Genomic DNA, 14,307 nt, shown 5'->3' with positions numbered 1-14,307 from the left:
CGCTGCAACTTCAGCTTCCCTTGCGCGCCATCATGCCGCGGGACGGGTTATAACCCACGATCGCCAGCACCAGCAGCACCGCCGCCACCGCCACGCTGATCGCCACCGCCTCGGCGTTGAAGCGCTCGTACATGGCGAAGCGGATCATCTCCACGGTGTGGGTGAAGGGATTGAGCGCAGCGATCTGATAGACCAGATAGCTGCCCTCGCGGATGCGCCACAGCGGGTAGAGCGCCGAGGAAAGGAAGAACATCGGGAAGATGACGAAGTTCATCACCCCGGCGAAGTTCTCCAACTGGCGGATGAATGACGAAAGCAGCAGCCCCAGCGCGCCGACCATAAAACCGGTGACCAGCAGCGCCGGCAGCAGGTAGAGATAGCCCATCGCCGGCGCCTGGATGCCGTAGGCCCAGGCGATGGCCAGGAAGACGTAGACCTGCACCACCGACACCAGGGTGCTGGCCAGCAGCTTGCACACCAGCAGGTACCAGCGCGGGAAGGGGCTGACCAGCAGCACCCGCATGCTGCCCATCTCGCGGTCGTAGACCATGGAGAGCGAGCTCTGCATGCCGTTGAACAGCTGAATCATGCCCACCAGCCCCGGCACGATGTAGACCTCGTAGAGGATGTAGGTCTGGTAGGGCTCGGTCATGGCCACCCCCAGCGCCATGCGAAAGCCGGCGGCGAACACGAACAGCCACACCAGGGGGCGCACCAGCGCGGCGAGAAAGCGGCTGCGCTGGTGCAGGAAGCGCAGCAGCTCACGGCCCACCACGCCGCGCAGACAGTGCAGCCAGGGCATCACTCGCATGCGGTCTCCTTGTCCCCGACGAGCCGGTCGAAGGCCTCGCCCAGGGTCGCGACGCCGAGCCGGGCGGTCAGCCTCTCGCCGTGCTCGTCGGCCAGCAGCCGCCCGCGGTGCAGCACCGCGACCCGATCGCCGGGGCGCACCTCGTCGATCAGGTGCGTGGCCCACAGCACCGCCACGCCCGCCTCGGCGCACAGCCGGTGGGCATGCTCGACCAGGTCGCGGCGCGAAGCGATGTCGAGCCCCACGGTGGGTTCGTCGAGCAGTAGCAGGCGCGGCTCGTGCATCAGGCCCCGGGCGATCTCCACTCGCCGTCGCTGGCCTCCGGAGAGACGACGTACCCGTGTGCGGCGCTGATCGGCCAGCCCCACCCGCTCGAGCTGAACCAGCGCGCGCCGCTTCGCTTCCCCGCTCGACATGCCGTGCAGGGCGCCGTGGTAGGCCAGGTTCTGCATTACGCTGAGATCGAGGTCCAGGGTCGGCTGCTGGAACACCGCGCCGATGCGGGCGTGGGCCTGCACCGCCTGGCGGCGCACGTCGAAGCCGCCGATGCGGATCTCGCCACGGCGGCGATCGTGCAGTCGGGTGATCAGCGAGAACAGCGTGGTCTTGCCGGCGCCGTTGGGTCCGAGCAGCACGACGAACTCCCCGGCCTTCACGGCCAGGGAGACGTCGTCCAGCGCCGGCCTGCCGGCATAGGCGAAGCTCAGCCCGCTCACCTCCAGCGCCAGTGCGGCTGCGTCGTTAGCCTCGCTCACGGCTCGACGATCACGCCCCAGGGGAAGCGCCCCACCGGTATCGACTTGACGGCCCGCAGGCTATCCACCTCGATCATGGTGACGTCGCCGCTGACCCCGTTGGTGGTGTAGAGCCGGCTTTCGTCGCCGTTGAGCGCCAGATGCCAGACCCGCTGGCCAACCAGGATGTAGTCGAGTACTTCGTAGGTCTGCTGGTCGACCACCGCCACCCGGTTGGAGGGCCCCAGGGCGACGAAGCCGTAGCGACCGTCGGAAGTCAGCGCTATGCCCACCGCCTGCACGGTTTCCTGGGGCACGCCGGGCACCTCGAAGCGGATCACGTGCTTGACGTCGAAGGTCTCTTCCATGTCGAGGATCGACACGGTGCCGGCGATCTCCGCCGAGACCCAGGCCTCACGGCCGTCGTGGGTGAACTCGGCGTGGCGCGGGCGGGCGCCCACCAGGCGGTGATGCACCGCTTCCATGGTCTCGGTGTCGATGATGTGGGCCATGTTGGAGGTTTCGGTGGTGGAGACCAGCCAGCGCCCGTCGGGGCTGATGCCGAGCCCTTCCGGCTCGACCCCTACAGGGATCTCGGTGACCAGCGTGCGCCGCTCGTAGTCAAGCACCGAGACGATGTTGTCGTCCTCGTTGGAGACATAGATGTAGGGCCGGTTGGGGTCGACACGGATCACCTCCGGGTCGTCGCCCGAGGCTTGGCTGCGCACCACCTGCAGCGTCTCCAGGTCGATCATGTCGATGGCCTCGTCGTCGCCCACCGCCACGAACAGCTCGCTGCCGTCGCTGCTGAAGGCCATCGACCGCGGCCGCCGCCCCACGCTGATGGTCTCCACCACCTCGAGGCTCGCCCCGTCGATGACCGAGATGGTGTTGTCCTTCTCGTTGGAGACGAAGATTCGCTCCGCCAGAGCACTGGCGGGCAGCAGCGTCAGCGCCCCCAGCGCCAGCCCGAGCAGGCCGGGCGAGATCATGCGGTTCAGAAGCGGCATTGTGATTCCCCCTCGTCGGCGCCGAGTGCATCGAGCGGCGTGCGTGGATGCAGGTAGCCCTCCTGTGGCGACACCGAGGCCACCATGCGCGGTCCGGTGATCAGGATGGGCTGGCGTAGCTGGTGGTTCCAGGTGCGATAGCTGACCGGGAAGCCCAGGTAGCCGGCGAGCTCGAACTCATCGCTGAGCATGTAGTCGAGCACGGCGTCGCGCTCGACGGAGCCGGTGCGGGCCGCCGCCTCGCCCAGCGAGCGCAGCGCCAGCCAGGCGCCGAAGTCCCGCGGCGTCATCCAGCGGTCGGCGAGCTTCTCGAAGCGGCGCTGCAGCTGCACCGCGCCCCACGACTCGTGAGCCCGATGCCAGGGCGTGGCCATCAGCCCCTGGGTGCCGACCACCGGGCGCGGCGCCCAGGTCTGGAAGGGGAAGTATTCGCCGAAGTAGTCGGTCTCGTCGGCGATCACCAGCACGTCGTGCTCGGGCAGGTCCTGCAGGAACACCGGGATCTCGCGCTGGATGGCGTGGAAACCGCCCTCGGCGCGGCGTGCCATGGGGTCGTGAGGCCACATTCTGTCGCCCACGACGCGATGGCCGTAGCGCTCGGCCGAGGCGCGCAGCACGTCGGCCAGGATGCGATCCTCGTCGGTGTTGCCGTAGACCAGCGCCCAGCGGTCCCACTGCTTGAAGCCAAGGAACTGGGCCAGGGCGTCGGCCAGCATGCGCCGGCTCGGCGTGGTGTGATAGAGCTCCGGGTGGCACGCTTCGCCGCGCAGCTCGTCGTCCGGCGCCCAGGCGTTGAACACCACCCGGTCACCGCGGGCGGGGTGCGCCATCACCTCATTGAGCGCCGCGGCGGGCAGGCCACTGACGATCCACTCGACGCCCTGCTCGACCAGGCTCTCCAGCGCCTCGCCGACGTCGCCGCCCTGAGCCACCACCGCTTCGTGCAGCACGAACTCCTGACCCAGAAACTGGGCCGTGGCGTTGTTGTCGTTGAGGCCCAGACGAGCGCCCTGCAGCCCTTCGTCGTCGATCACGGGATCGAGCACCGAGAGCGGCTCCTGGTCGTCGGGGCGCTCCATACCCAGATACCCCACGACGATGGACGCCGGCGTATCGGCCGGCACCAGGGGCGACCACCCCAGGCCCAGCGCCAGCCCTCCCAGCGCCAGCCAGCGAAAGGCTCGCGGTAGCGTACTCATAAAGACTCCTCAGGCAGCCGCACTGCCGCTGTTGTCGTTGTCATGCTGCTCTAGCCGATGCTTCATGGCATCCGCGCCATGATCGTGCGCACCATGCGCGACAGCTTCTCCTCGAGCAGATAGGGCTGCTCGCACATGGCCGGCAGCGCCTGCTGACGCTGCTGAAAAGTGCGCTGCTCCCAGAACAGCGCCTCGGAGAGTCGCTCGAGCTCGGCGGCGTCGGCGCTCTCCTCGGCGCGCCGTTCCTCGAGTTCGTCGACCATGGCCGAGATGGTTGCCAGGCGTGCCAGCTGGGCGCGGGAGGCGCTGCGAATCCCTTCGATGGTGCGCCGCCGCTCGCGATTGGTGAGCTCGAACAGCCCGGCGAAGAGCAGGGTCAGGCGCCGTTCGACTTCCGCCTCGTCCTGCTCTTCGGTCAGCGACCCGACGAACTCGCGCACCCGCGCCTGGGCCTGCTCTTCCGACGTCGCACGCGAGGTGGCAAAGCGCGCCACCCGGCCGACCTCCTCGTCCTCCCACCAGGCCTGCTCCAGCTCCTCCGGCGAGGGCCCGGTCCAGATGGTGCCCCAGGCCAGTTCGGGGATGAGCCGCTGCACGCAGGGCCAGTCGGGAGGTCCCGCCGCAGCGCGCTGGGCCTCGGTCTCGGTCGCAGCGAACAGCGCCAGCGTGAAACCGACTCCCAGCAGCAGGGGGGCGAATGGTCGTACACGGCTCATGCCCCATCTCCTTCATCCGTATCCAGCAGCCGGCCGCGGCGGTCGAGCAGCGGCACGTCATACTCGCGCAGGATGGCGTCGATCTCCCCCTGGCGGCGCTCGATGAAGTCGTTGATCCAGTCCTTCCAGTGGGGCTCGCCGCGGCGCACGCCCATGGTGATGCGGTAGTCGAGGGTGGCATCGGAGTCGTCGTCGACCAGCGGCACGACCTTGAGCGGCGGGTCCTGGCGCGCCGCGTAGTAGCCTGCCAGCGGCCCCCACAACACCGCCCCATCGGTCACGCCTTCGGCGACGTCGGCAATGGCATCGCGCACCGGGGCACGTACGCGGGTATCGACCATCAGCGGGTAGCCCTGAACGCGCGCGCCGGTTCGCCGCAGCGGCACCAGCGGCGGGGTCTCGGCCACCACGCCGATGCGACGCCCGGCAAAGACCGGATCGCTCAGTCGGGCGGCGTCGAGCTCGGAGTCTTCACGTACCACCAGCGCATAGACCGAACGGTAGTAGGGGTTGGTGTTCTGCACGAAGTCATAGCCCGCCACGACGCCGATCATCACGTCGCATACGCGCAGCTCCAGGGTGTTGCGCACGAAGCCCATGACCTGGGGCGCCCAGACGTAGGTCAGCGGCACACCGAGATCCTCGGCCATCAGCTCGGCGATACGGTTCTCGAACCCTTCGCCGGCCTGGTTGCTGAAGGGCAGATTGTTGCCATCGGCGCAGACCCGCAGGGCCTCGCGCTCCTGGCGTTCGGGGGGATTGGCGACGGCTGCCGCGACGGCGGTCAGCCCCAGAGCCACGGCCAATACCTGCAACATGCTACGACAGGCTGCTCTCATGCATCCTCCGCTTCAGGAAATGATGTCGCGAATGGAGCGGGCTCACTCCTTGGCGTTCGCTTCCTCAGCGGCCTCGTCGTCGCCGTTCTCTTCTGCCTGCTCCTGCATCGACTCGATGATCTGCGGACGGCCGCGCCCCAGGCCGCCTTCGCCACGCGCTCGCATGTAGCTGAAGAGGTTGGGAATGTTACCCATGACGTAGGGGTCATCGGCGAAGGAGGGCATCACCTGGCCGGGCTGCACCTCGCGTCCCGAGGCGATGGTGCCGGCGAAGTTCTCCCAGCCGCGCCGCTCGGCCGCACGAATCAGGTTGGGGGCGAACGAGGAGCCCATGCCGTCGGGTCCATGGCAGGCCATGCAGGCCCGGGTGTAGACGAGGTAACCCTCGTAAGTGTTGGGGTCCACCTTGCCATCCTCGACGACGAAGGCACCCGGTCCATCGCCGGTGACGCGATGCTCGTCGGCGAGGGTGGTGGAAGCCAGCCCCAGGGCAAGGAGGAGTACGGAAAGATAGCGAGAACCTGCGAATACCGTCATGCAGCACATCCTTCTGGTAACCGCTTCGGCCACGTGCCGCCAACCGCGCTGCCGAAGTGAATGAGAACGGGCGGGAACGGCAGCGGCCATTCCCGCCCTGGGCCAGGTCCGATCAATCGGGCAGAGCGAAGACCGTCAGCACGCCGCCGAGCTTGGTGTAGTCACCCAGCGCGGAGAACACGCCCACGGCACCGAGGCCCTCTTCGGGATCCTCGAGACCCGCCGCCAGACCGATACCGGCCCAGCCGCCGACCCCGGAGAGCACGGCCACGTACTGCTTGCCCTCGTGCATGAAGGTATTGACGTTGCCGATAATCCCGGAGGGCGTCTTGAAGCGCCACAGCTCCTCACCGTTCTCGATGTCCACCGCCTTCACGTGACCTTCGAGCGTGCCGTAGAAGGCCAGGTCACCTGCAGTGGCCAGCGCCCCGCTCCACACCGCAAAGCGCTCGTCGACTTCCCACACGGTCTCGCCGGCAACCGGGTCCCAGGCGATGAAGCTGCCCATGCGGCCTTCCATCTGGCCGTTCTCGGTGGGCGCCGGCATCATGGTCAGGGTCGCGCCCACATAGGGCTGGCCGGCCACGTACTCGGTCTCGTAGGGCTCGTAGTTCATGCAGATGCGGTTGATCCCGGCATAGATCAGGCCGGTACGCGGCGAGTAGGCGCTCGGCTGCATGTTCTTGGCGCCCATCGCGGTAGGACAGATGTCGGTGGTGTTGACGTTCACCCCCTGACGGAAGGTGCTGTAATCCTCGTTGACGTTGGGCCGCCCGGTCTCCATGTCGTAGCTGTCGGCCCAGTTGGTCTCGGGAGCGAACTTCTCGGCCACCAGCAGCTCACCGGTTTCACGGTCGAGCAGGAAACCGAAGCCGGTGCGGTCGATGATCGCCAGGCCCTTGCGCTCCTCACCCTCGAATTCCACGTCGATCAGCTGGTTCTCGTTGACGCCGTCGTAGTCCCACTCATCGAACGGCACCTTCTGATACACCCACTTGACCGAGCCGTCATTGGGATCGCGGGCAAACACGGTGATGGCCCACTTGTTGTCGGCCGGCTCGCCGTCGACGGCGCGCTGATCGGGGTTCCAGGTGCCGGGGTTGCCGGTACCGTAGTAGATCAGGTCGAGGTCGGGATCGTAGGTGACCCAGCCCCAGGGCGCCCCGCCGCCGCGCTCCCACTCATCTTCCGGCCAGGTGGAGACGCCGAGATCGGCCTCACCGATGGGCTCGCCCAGCATCAGGGTGGTCTCGGGGTCGATCAGCACTTCGTCGTCCGGCCCGGTGGAGTAACCGCGCCAGACCATCTCGCCGGTCTCGACGTTGTAGGCGGTCATGTGACCGCGGATACCGTATTCGCCGCCGCTGATACCGACGATCACCATGTCATGCACCACCAGCGGCGACATGGTGTTGGTCTCGCCAACGGTATGGTCGCCGTTGCTGACGTCCCACAGCAGCTCGCCGCTCTCGGCATCCAGCGCGATCAGCGTATTGTCGGCCTGACCGAGGAACAGGCGTCCGTCGGCATAGGCCAGGCCACGGTTGACCGTGTCGCAGCACATCACCGGAATGACGCGGGAATCCTGATCCGGCTCGTAGCTCCAGACCACACGTCCTTCGTCCTCCAGATCGAGGGCGAAGACCTTGTTGGGGAAGGGGGTGTGGATATATAGCCGGCCATCGCCGACATAGAGGGGACCGCCTTCGTGGCCGCGCAGCACGCCAGTGGAGAACTGCCACACCGAGCGCAGCTCGCTCACGTTGTCGCGGTTGATCTGGTCCAGTTCGCTGAAGCGGTTGCCCTGGTAGTTGCCCAGCTGAGTGGCCCAGTATTCCGGGTTCTGCTGGAGTTCGAGTTGATTCTGGTTGGCATGCGCCACCGACACAGCCAACAAGCTAATGGCCGTTACGGCATAACCGGTCTCCCTAAGCATGGCGTTGTCTCCGTCTCACTGAAGGTGTGCCTGGGGAAAGCGGCACATCTTGTGTAGTTGTGTTTCAGGTATTGACAAGATTCAGGTCTAGCACAACTTCGGCAAGCGCATGGTCAGATCAGTTAATTTAGGTTTAGCTGGCAATCAAAAGACTATTGCCTCTGGGCAACAATCCTGCGTTACCCGTGCTAACCCCCTGCCATCGCGGCGTTTCAAGAGCCTATGTCTCCTCATTCGAGGGCTTTTGACGGATCTTCTTTGCCCTTACTAGACTTAGGTCGCAAGGTAGCGCAGCCATTAGCTGCTTTACTGAATGGGGCATGCCCATCGATCCACCCATGTGGAGGAGTTCTTATGTGGACCAAACCTGCTTATACCGACCTGCGTCTGGGCTTCGAAGTGACGCTATATATCTCCAATCGCTGAACCATCCCTTCGGCACGGACTCGACCGGCTGACGCTCTTCGCGGGCGTCAGCCGGTCGTTTTATCGGGTTCACCTTCGCCACGGAGTCCTGAATGCACGTACTGGTCCTCGGCGCCGCCGCCGGCGGTGGCTATCCCCAGTGGAACTGCAACTGTTCGCTCTGCCATGGCCTGCGCAGCGGCAGCATCGAGGCAACCCCTCGTACCCAGTCATCCATTGCCATCAGCGCCGACGGTGAGCGCTGGCTGCTGTGCAACGCCTCGCCCGACATCCGTACCCAACTGGCCGCCAACCCCGAGCTGCACCCGCGGCGCATACCCCGCGACAGCGGTATCTCGGGCGTGCTGTTGATGGATGCCCAGATCGACCACACCACCGGCCTGCTGTCGCTGCGCGAAGGCTGCCCCTTCGACGTGTGGTGCACGCCCAACGTGCAGCAGGACCTGAGCAGCGGCTTTCCGCTGTTCACCATGCTCGAACACTGGGGCGGGCTGCACTGGCGGCCCATCGGTATCGATGAAGCGCATCTGGAGGCCACCTTCGAGGTGCCTGCCTGTCCGGGCCTGTCTTTCACCGCGGTGGCACTCGACAGCAACGCACCGCCCTATTCGCCACGCCGCGGCGCACCGACCCCGGGCGACAACATCGGCCTGATGGTGGAAGACCGGGCCCGCGGCACGCGGCTGTTCTATGCCCCAGGGCTCGGTCGGCTCGACGAGCGAGTGCGCGGCTACCTCAGCCAAGCGGACTGCGTGCTGGTCGACGGCACTCTGTGGCACGACGACGAACTTCTGCGCGCCGGGGTGGGCAAGTCGACCGGCGCTGACATGGGCCACCTGGCCCTAGCCGGGCCGGGCGGTCTGCTGGAGGAGCTGGGGCGCTTGCCGCCTTCCACCCGCCGGGTGCTGATCCATATCAACAACACCAACCCGATCCTCGACGAGCGCTCCCCGGAGCGTGCTACGCTCAGCGAAACCGGCATTGAAGTCGCTTTCGACGGCATGCGCCTGGCAATATGAACCGCAACACGCCGACGGCATCACTACAATAACGATACATGCACGTCTGACTGGCAGAAGGAAGCGCTCCATGCATTCGATCGCATCCCCCTTCGCCGCCTCGACGGTGGAACCCGGCACTCCGGCGCTTTCCCCCGAGGCGTTCCGCGAGGCCCTGCTGGCCAAGGGCGCCTATTACCACGTCCATCACCCTTACCAGGTCGACATGGCCGAGGGCCGCGCCACGCCGGAACAGATCCGCGGCTGGGTGGCCAATCGCTTCTATTACCAGGTGATGATTCCGCAGAAGGACGCCGCGCTGCTGGCCAACTGTCCCGACGCCGCCACCCGCCGCCGCTGGATCCAGCGCCTGCTCGATCACGACGGCCATGACGACGACGGCGGCGGCATCGAGGCCTGGCTGACCCTCGGCGAGGCGGTGGGCCTCTCCCGCGACGAGCTCTGGACTCAGGAACACGTGCTGCCCGGCGTGCGCTTCGCGGTGGATGCCTACGTCAACTTCGTGCGTCGGGCGAGCTGGCAGGAAGCGGCGATCTCCTCGCTCACCGAGCTGTTCGCCCCTCAGGCACACCAGAGCCGGCTCGACACCTGGCCGACCCACTATCCCTGGATCGACGAGGCCGGCTACGGCTACTTCCGCAAGCGCTTGAAGGAGGCCCGCCGCGACGTCGACCACGGCCTGGAGGTGGCGCTGGCCGTGTGCACCACCGCCGCTGCCCAGCAGCGCGCGCTGGAGATCCTGCAGTTCAAGCTCGACGTGCTGTGGTCGATGCTCGACGCCATGACCCTGGCCTACCAGCTCGAGCGGCCGCCCTACCACTCGGTCACCGACCGACGCGTCTACCACAGGGGGCTGTGATGGCCACGATCGACTCCGCCACCGTTTATCGTCTGCGCCCCGGCTGGCGCCTGCAGTGGGAACAGGCCCAGGGCCGCCACGTGCTGCTCTATCCCGAAGGCATGGTGCAGCTCAACGACAGCGCCGGTGCCATCCTGAATCAGCTCGACGGCCAGCGCGACGTGGCCAGCCTGGTGGCCAACCTGCAGGCGCAGTTCCCCGATGCCCCCGCCGCGGCGATCGAACAGGACGTACACGAGTTCCTGCTCGATGCCGCCCGACAAGGGTGGATCCAGCATGACTGATCGAACCGATACCGCCGCCGTCAACGGCGCCACCGGCGCGCCGCTGTGGCTGCTCGCCGAGCTCACCTACCGCTGCCCGCTGCAGTGCGCCTACTGCTCCAACCCGCTGGACTTCGCCGCGGTGCAGGAGGAGCTCACCACTGCGGAGTGGATCGAGGTGCTGCGCCAGGCCCGCGCCATGGGCGCGGTGCAGATGGGGTTTTCCGGCGGCGAACCGCTGGTGCGTCGCGACCTGGAAGAGCTGGTGGCCGAGGCACGCCGGCTCGGCTTCTATACCAACCTGATCACCTCCGGGCTCGGTCTCGACGAGGCGCGCATCGAGGCGCTGCGCGAGGCCGGGCTCGACCATATCCAGATCAGCCTGCAGGCCGCCGACCCGGACGTGGCGGCAGCCGTGGCCGGCTCGCCCAAGGCCCATGCCAAGAAGCTGGCCATGGCGCGGGCGGTCAAGGCCGCCGGCTACCCCATGGTGCTCAACGTGGTGCTGCACCGGCACAACATCGACCGCATCGACGAGATCATCGCCCTGTGCGACGAGCTGGGTGCCGACGCGGTGGAGCTGGCCAACTGCCAGATGTACGGCTGGGCCCACCTCAACCGCGAGGGCCTGCTGCCGAGCCGCGCCCAGCTCGAGGCCGCCGAGGCCACCACCGCGCGCTGGCGCGAGCGTCTGGCCGAGCGCGGTCGTGACATGCGCCTGCTGTTCGTGGTGCCCGACTACTACGGCGAGCGCCCCAAGGCGTGCATGGGCGGCTGGGGCTCGATCTTCATGACCGTGGCCCCGGACGGCGCGGTGCTGCCCTGTCACAGCGCGCGCATGCTGCCGATGACGTTTCCCAACGTGCGCGACCAGGGTCTCAGGGAGATCTGGTACGACAGCGAGCCGTTCAACCGCTACCGCGGCGATGCCTGGATGCAGGAGCCCTGTCGCAGCTGTGACGAGCGCCACAAGGACGTCGGCGGCTGCCGCTGCCAGGCCTACCTGCTCACCGGCGATGCCGCGGCCACCGACCCGGTCTGCTCGCTGTCGCCGGATCATCATTTGATCGAAGCCGCCCGCCGCGAGGCCGACACAGCCACCCGCGCCATCGAGGCGCTGACCCTGCGCAACGTGCATGAGTCGCGAGTGTTCTGCCGCCAATGAACGCCCCGCCCCCTCTCGACGACGACGCGGCCCGCCGCGCGGGGCTGCCGCCGGGCAGCCGCTTGCAGGAGGTACAACTGCCAAGCGGGCTGTGGATCGCTGCGGCGGAAGTGCCCAGCGCGCGCCTGCAGCGCCTGGTCGGCGCGGTGGGGGTGGGCTACCTGGACGAGCCCGACGACTGCCGCGGCCTGGCCCACCTGCTCGAGCATGCCCTGTTCCTGGGTTCTACCCGCTATCCCGAGGCAGGCGAGCTGGCGCGCTGGGTCGGCGAGCGGAGCGGGCGCTACAATGCGCGTACCGACGACACCGTTACCGACGTACACCTGCACCTGCCGCCGGACGAGACCGATGAGGGCCTCGCCCGACTGGTGGACATGCTGGCCCGGCCCCGGCTGGTTCCCGAACCCATCGCCCGGGAGGTAGAGGTACTCGACGCCGAGTTCCGCGCCCGGCTGGCAGACCCCGACCTGCACCGGTTGGCGGCACTCGGCCGGCTCTGTCGTGAAGGCCACCCCGCCCGGCTCTGCCACGCCGGCAACCACAAGAGCCTGGGCGACGATGCGGCTCACCTGGTCTCCCGGCTCAGCGACTTTCACGCTCGTCACTACCGCAGCGGCCGCATGGCGCTGGCCATGCTGGGGCCGCTGCCGCTCGCAGCACAGCTCGAGCTGCTCGCGCGCCACGGCGCGGCGCTACCCATAGGCGACCCCTCACCGCTTCATCGCACCTGGCGCTGGGGCGAGCCTGGCGGCGTGGCCTGGCATTCGCCCCAGGCCACGCCCGGCACGTCGGCGCTGGAGCTGTTCTGGCCACTGCCCGGCGAGCTCGATGCCAGCCACAGCGACTGGCTCTCCAGCGTGGCCGCGCGACTGGCCGACGGACGGCTGGCCGCCACGCTGCAGGCCGCCGTGGAGCTCAACAGTTTCGACGTGACGCTCACCCCACAAGGCACCGGAGCGGCCCTGGCGCTGCGCCTGGCACCGGCACCCGACGAAGAGAGCGTGCAGACGCTGCTCGCCGCCTGCCGCACGGCGCTCGAGCGGGCCCTCGTCTCGCCGTTGGCCACACGCCCCCCCGCCGCCGTCGAGCTGGATGTCTGGCCCCGCCGGTGCGCCTGCCGTCTGGCCGGTTCGGGCAGCAGCAGCGACCGTGGCAGCGATGACCAGGCAGCGCCGCCGGAAGCCCTGCTGCCCTGGCTCGCCACCGAGCAGTGCCGGCTGCTGTGGCAATCTCCCCATGCCCCCGGCAGTTGGAAGCGCCTGACCGAAACCGGCACGGTCTGGCACCCGCAGCCGCTGTCAGAGGCAGAGCTGCCGTTGCCCTGGCGCGCGGCCCCCGCGCTGCCGGCCCGCACCCTACGACCGAGCGCTGATGAACCCGACCCACATCTGCTGAATCAGGGCGTGGGATTTCAGCTCTGGGCCGGCGATCCGCTGCAGCTGCCCGGCGCACCGCCGGCTTGGTTCTGCCTGGGCTGGTCCGCCTCGCTCGCACGCCAGACCGCACGCCTGGCCCAGTGGCGGCAGAATGCCCTGCCGCTGCGTCAGGCCGCCGCCGCCAATGGCCTGCAGCTCCGCTGCGACGGCGACGTTCGCGGCGACTGGCTGATCGCCACGGGCCCGGCCGAACGGCTGGACGCCCTGGTCGAGCTGGCCGTCGCATGCTGGCCCGAGACGGTGACGCGGCCCCGCGACGAAGCGCCCAAGGGACTGCTGGCCCAGCGTATGCTGGCACGTCTGGAAACCCTGCCACCGCCCGGCACGCCCGGCCAGCAGAGCCGCCAGCCGCTCGCCTGGGTGTACGGGGACACCGACACCCAGGCAGCCGAGACCCTGCTGCGGCGGCTGGCGGCACGCCGACGGAACGACGACACAGCGCACGAGGCAACCGCAGAGACACACTGGCTCACAGCGCAGGCAGACGACCATGCCGTGATGCTCGAGATTGCCGGCCCGGACGACACGCCCCAAAGCCGCTGGCTGCTGCAGTTGCTGGCCCAGTGTCACGATGCCGCCTTTCATCAGGAGATGCGCCAGCAACGTGGGCTCGGCTACGTGGCGGCGGTACGCTACCGCGAAGCGGCGGGCTACCCGCGGCTGGGCTACGTGGTGCAGTCGCCAGGCACGGGGGTGGACGCGTTACGCCAGGCCATCGGCGAATTCCTGGCCCACCAGGGCGAAGCGCTGGCGCGCCTCGACGAAACGGCGATGGCAAACCGCAAACGCGCCCTGCTTGCCGCCGCCGGCCCGCCCGAAACCCATGCCGAGGCCCTGAGCCGCCTGTGGCAGGCGCTGCGCCGCCAGCCACAGGCGGATGCCTGGCAGCCCCTGCCGTGGGAAGCCGAAAGCCAGGCCCTGACCTCACTGCATGGCGACGAACTCACGGCAATGGCCCGCGCCATCGTCGAGGGTCGCCTGGCGCAGCGCTGGTGGCTGCATGACCCGAGCGCAGCCCACCCGTAACACTTGTTACGAGAATGTTGCCCACCAGCAACTCTGTTATGCCACTGCGCCACAATCGCCTCGCCTCGGCTCACCTAGACTGACATCAGCGTCATCCCATGACGGGCGCCTCAGCGCCCCATATCACAACAAACCAGGGAGACCTGCCGATGAAATCTCGCGCCGCCGTTGCCATGGCCGCGGGCCAACCCCTCGAACTCACCGAGATCGACGTCCAGGATCCCAGGGCCGGTGAGGTGCTGGTACGGATCAAGGCCACCAGCGTGTGCCACACCGACGCCTTCACCCTCTCCGGCGCCGACCCCGAAGGGCTGTTCCCCTCGGTGCTGGG

The 14,307-nt window shown here is 67.9% G+C and carries 14 protein-coding genes and 1 pseudogene; 7 read left to right on the top strand and 8 right to left on the bottom strand.

All coding sequences use genetic code 11. The features are described 5' to 3' along the window. Positions 1-10 precede the first annotated feature (10 nt). The 8 genes from C4S71_RS19925 to C4S71_RS19890 all read right to left on the bottom strand — a co-directional run bounded on the left by C4S71_RS19925 (position 11) and on the right by C4S71_RS19890 (position 7,782). On the bottom strand, positions 11-811 hold the full coding sequence (locus tag C4S71_RS19925) for an ABC transporter permease (protein ID WP_103970308.1): 801 nt from the start codon (positions 809-811) through the stop codon (positions 11-13). Beyond that, positions 802-1,566, bottom strand: coding sequence for an ABC transporter ATP-binding protein (locus C4S71_RS19920; protein WP_235014661.1), 765 nt, complete (start codon positions 1,564-1,566; stop codon positions 802-804). Before C4S71_RS19920 ends, C4S71_RS19925 begins: the two co-directional genes overlap by 10 nt. After that, positions 1,563-2,555: a PQQ-dependent catabolism-associated beta-propeller protein gene (locus C4S71_RS19915; protein ID WP_086511543.1), complete on the bottom strand. Its 993-nt coding sequence runs from the start codon at positions 2,553-2,555 to the stop codon at positions 1,563-1,565. The genes C4S71_RS19920 and C4S71_RS19915 overlap by 4 nt, the downstream gene beginning before the upstream one ends. Beyond that, positions 2,543-3,754 (bottom strand): ABC transporter substrate-binding protein, encoded by a 1,212-nt coding sequence (locus C4S71_RS19910; protein WP_086511542.1) that lies wholly within the window; start codon positions 3,752-3,754, stop codon positions 2,543-2,545. The genes C4S71_RS19915 and C4S71_RS19910 overlap by 13 nt, the downstream gene beginning before the upstream one ends. 62 nt (positions 3,755-3,816) lie before the next feature. Continuing rightward, on the bottom strand, positions 3,817-4,470 hold the full coding sequence (locus tag C4S71_RS19905; RefSeq protein WP_086511541.1) for a hypothetical protein: 654 nt from the start codon (positions 4,468-4,470) through the stop codon (positions 3,817-3,819). Beyond that, positions 4,467-5,309, bottom strand: coding sequence for a quinoprotein dehydrogenase-associated putative ABC transporter substrate-binding protein (locus C4S71_RS19900; RefSeq protein ID WP_086511540.1), 843 nt, complete (start codon positions 5,307-5,309; stop codon positions 4,467-4,469). Before C4S71_RS19900 ends, C4S71_RS19905 begins: the two co-directional genes overlap by 4 nt. 42 nt (positions 5,310-5,351) lie before the next feature. Further along, positions 5,352-5,846, bottom strand: coding sequence for a c-type cytochrome (locus C4S71_RS19895; RefSeq protein ID WP_160113418.1), 495 nt, complete (start codon positions 5,844-5,846; stop codon positions 5,352-5,354). 112 nt (positions 5,847-5,958) lie between these two features. Continuing rightward, the gene (locus C4S71_RS19890) at positions 5,959-7,782 is read right to left on the bottom strand and encodes a methanol/ethanol family PQQ-dependent dehydrogenase (protein WP_086511538.1); all 1,824 of its coding nucleotides are present in this window, start codon (positions 7,780-7,782) and stop codon (positions 5,959-5,961) included. A 354-nt stretch (positions 7,783-8,136) separates the two neighbouring features. On the opposite strand from C4S71_RS19890, the gene pqqA reads away from it, so the two are divergent. The 7 genes and pseudogenes from pqqA to C4S71_RS19855 form a co-directional block, all read left to right on the top strand. Then, positions 8,137-8,208, top strand: coding sequence for a pyrroloquinoline quinone precursor peptide PqqA (pqqA, locus tag C4S71_RS19885; RefSeq protein ID WP_081786101.1), 72 nt, complete (start codon positions 8,137-8,139; stop codon positions 8,206-8,208). 92 nt (positions 8,209-8,300) lie between these two features. After that, on the top strand, positions 8,301-9,227 hold the full coding sequence (gene pqqB / locus C4S71_RS19880) for a pyrroloquinoline quinone biosynthesis protein PqqB (RefSeq protein WP_103970306.1): 927 nt from the start codon (positions 8,301-8,303) through the stop codon (positions 9,225-9,227). A 70-nt stretch (positions 9,228-9,297) separates the two neighbouring features. Next, positions 9,298-10,086 carry a pyrroloquinoline-quinone synthase PqqC gene (gene pqqC, locus C4S71_RS19875; protein WP_103970305.1) on the top strand — a complete coding sequence of 263 codons (789 nt, stop codon included), beginning with the start codon at positions 9,298-9,300 and terminating at the stop codon, positions 10,084-10,086. Then, positions 10,086-10,370: a pyrroloquinoline quinone biosynthesis peptide chaperone PqqD gene (pqqD, locus tag C4S71_RS19870; protein WP_086511534.1), complete on the top strand. Its 285-nt coding sequence runs from the start codon at positions 10,086-10,088 to the stop codon at positions 10,368-10,370. The genes pqqC and pqqD overlap by 1 nt, the downstream gene beginning before the upstream one ends. Continuing rightward, on the top strand, positions 10,363-11,514 hold the full coding sequence (pqqE, locus tag C4S71_RS19865) for a pyrroloquinoline quinone biosynthesis protein PqqE (protein WP_103970304.1): 1,152 nt from the start codon (positions 10,363-10,365) through the stop codon (positions 11,512-11,514). The genes pqqD and pqqE overlap by 8 nt, the downstream gene beginning before the upstream one ends. Next, complete coding sequence (locus C4S71_RS19860; protein WP_103970303.1) at positions 11,511-13,976, top strand: insulinase family protein; 2,466 nt, start codon at positions 11,511-11,513, stop codon at positions 13,974-13,976. The genes pqqE and C4S71_RS19860 overlap by 4 nt, the downstream gene beginning before the upstream one ends. Positions 13,977-14,125: 149 nt before the next feature. Next, positions 14,126-14,307 (top strand): annotated as a pseudogene (locus C4S71_RS19855) (alcohol dehydrogenase catalytic domain-containing protein); the annotation flags it as partial.

Source organism: Billgrantia desiderata (assembly GCF_900108215.1).
Classification (GTDB): domain Bacteria; phylum Pseudomonadota; class Gammaproteobacteria; order Pseudomonadales; family Halomonadaceae; genus Halomonas; species Halomonas desiderata.
Note: the sequence above shows the minus strand (reverse complement) of the source record. Positions and strands in the feature narration are given on the sequence as shown.

Coding starts and splice junctions, on each gene's coding strand:
- C4S71_RS19925 (WP_103970308.1), bottom strand. CDS start 811: ATGCGAGTGATGCCCTGGCTGCACTGTCTGCGCGGCGTGGTGGGCCGT.
- C4S71_RS19915 (WP_086511543.1), bottom strand. CDS start 2,555: ATGCCGCTTCTGAACCGCATGATCTCGCCCGGCCTGCTCGGGCTGGCG.
- C4S71_RS19910 (WP_086511542.1), bottom strand. CDS start 3,754: ATGAGTACGCTACCGCGAGCCTTTCGCTGGCTGGCGCTGGGAGGGCTG.
- C4S71_RS19905 (WP_086511541.1), bottom strand. CDS start 4,470: ATGAGCCGTGTACGACCATTCGCCCCCCTGCTGCTGGGAGTCGGTTTC.
- C4S71_RS19900 (WP_086511540.1), bottom strand. CDS start 5,309: ATGAGAGCAGCCTGTCGTAGCATGTTGCAGGTATTGGCCGTGGCTCTG.
- C4S71_RS19895 (WP_160113418.1), bottom strand. CDS start 5,846: ATGACGGTATTCGCAGGTTCTCGCTATCTTTCCGTACTCCTCCTTGCC.
- C4S71_RS19890 (WP_086511538.1), bottom strand. CDS start 7,782: ATGCTTAGGGAGACCGGTTATGCCGTAACGGCCATTAGCTTGTTGGCT.
- pqqB (WP_103970306.1), top strand. CDS start 8,301: ATGCACGTACTGGTCCTCGGCGCCGCCGCCGGCGGTGGCTATCCCCAG.
- pqqC (WP_103970305.1), top strand. CDS start 9,298: ATGCATTCGATCGCATCCCCCTTCGCCGCCTCGACGGTGGAACCCGGC.
- pqqD (WP_086511534.1), top strand. CDS start 10,086: ATGGCCACGATCGACTCCGCCACCGTTTATCGTCTGCGCCCCGGCTGG.
- pqqE (WP_103970304.1), top strand. CDS start 10,363: ATGACTGATCGAACCGATACCGCCGCCGTCAACGGCGCCACCGGCGCG.
- C4S71_RS19860 (WP_103970303.1), top strand. CDS start 11,511: ATGAACGCCCCGCCCCCTCTCGACGACGACGCGGCCCGCCGCGCGGGG.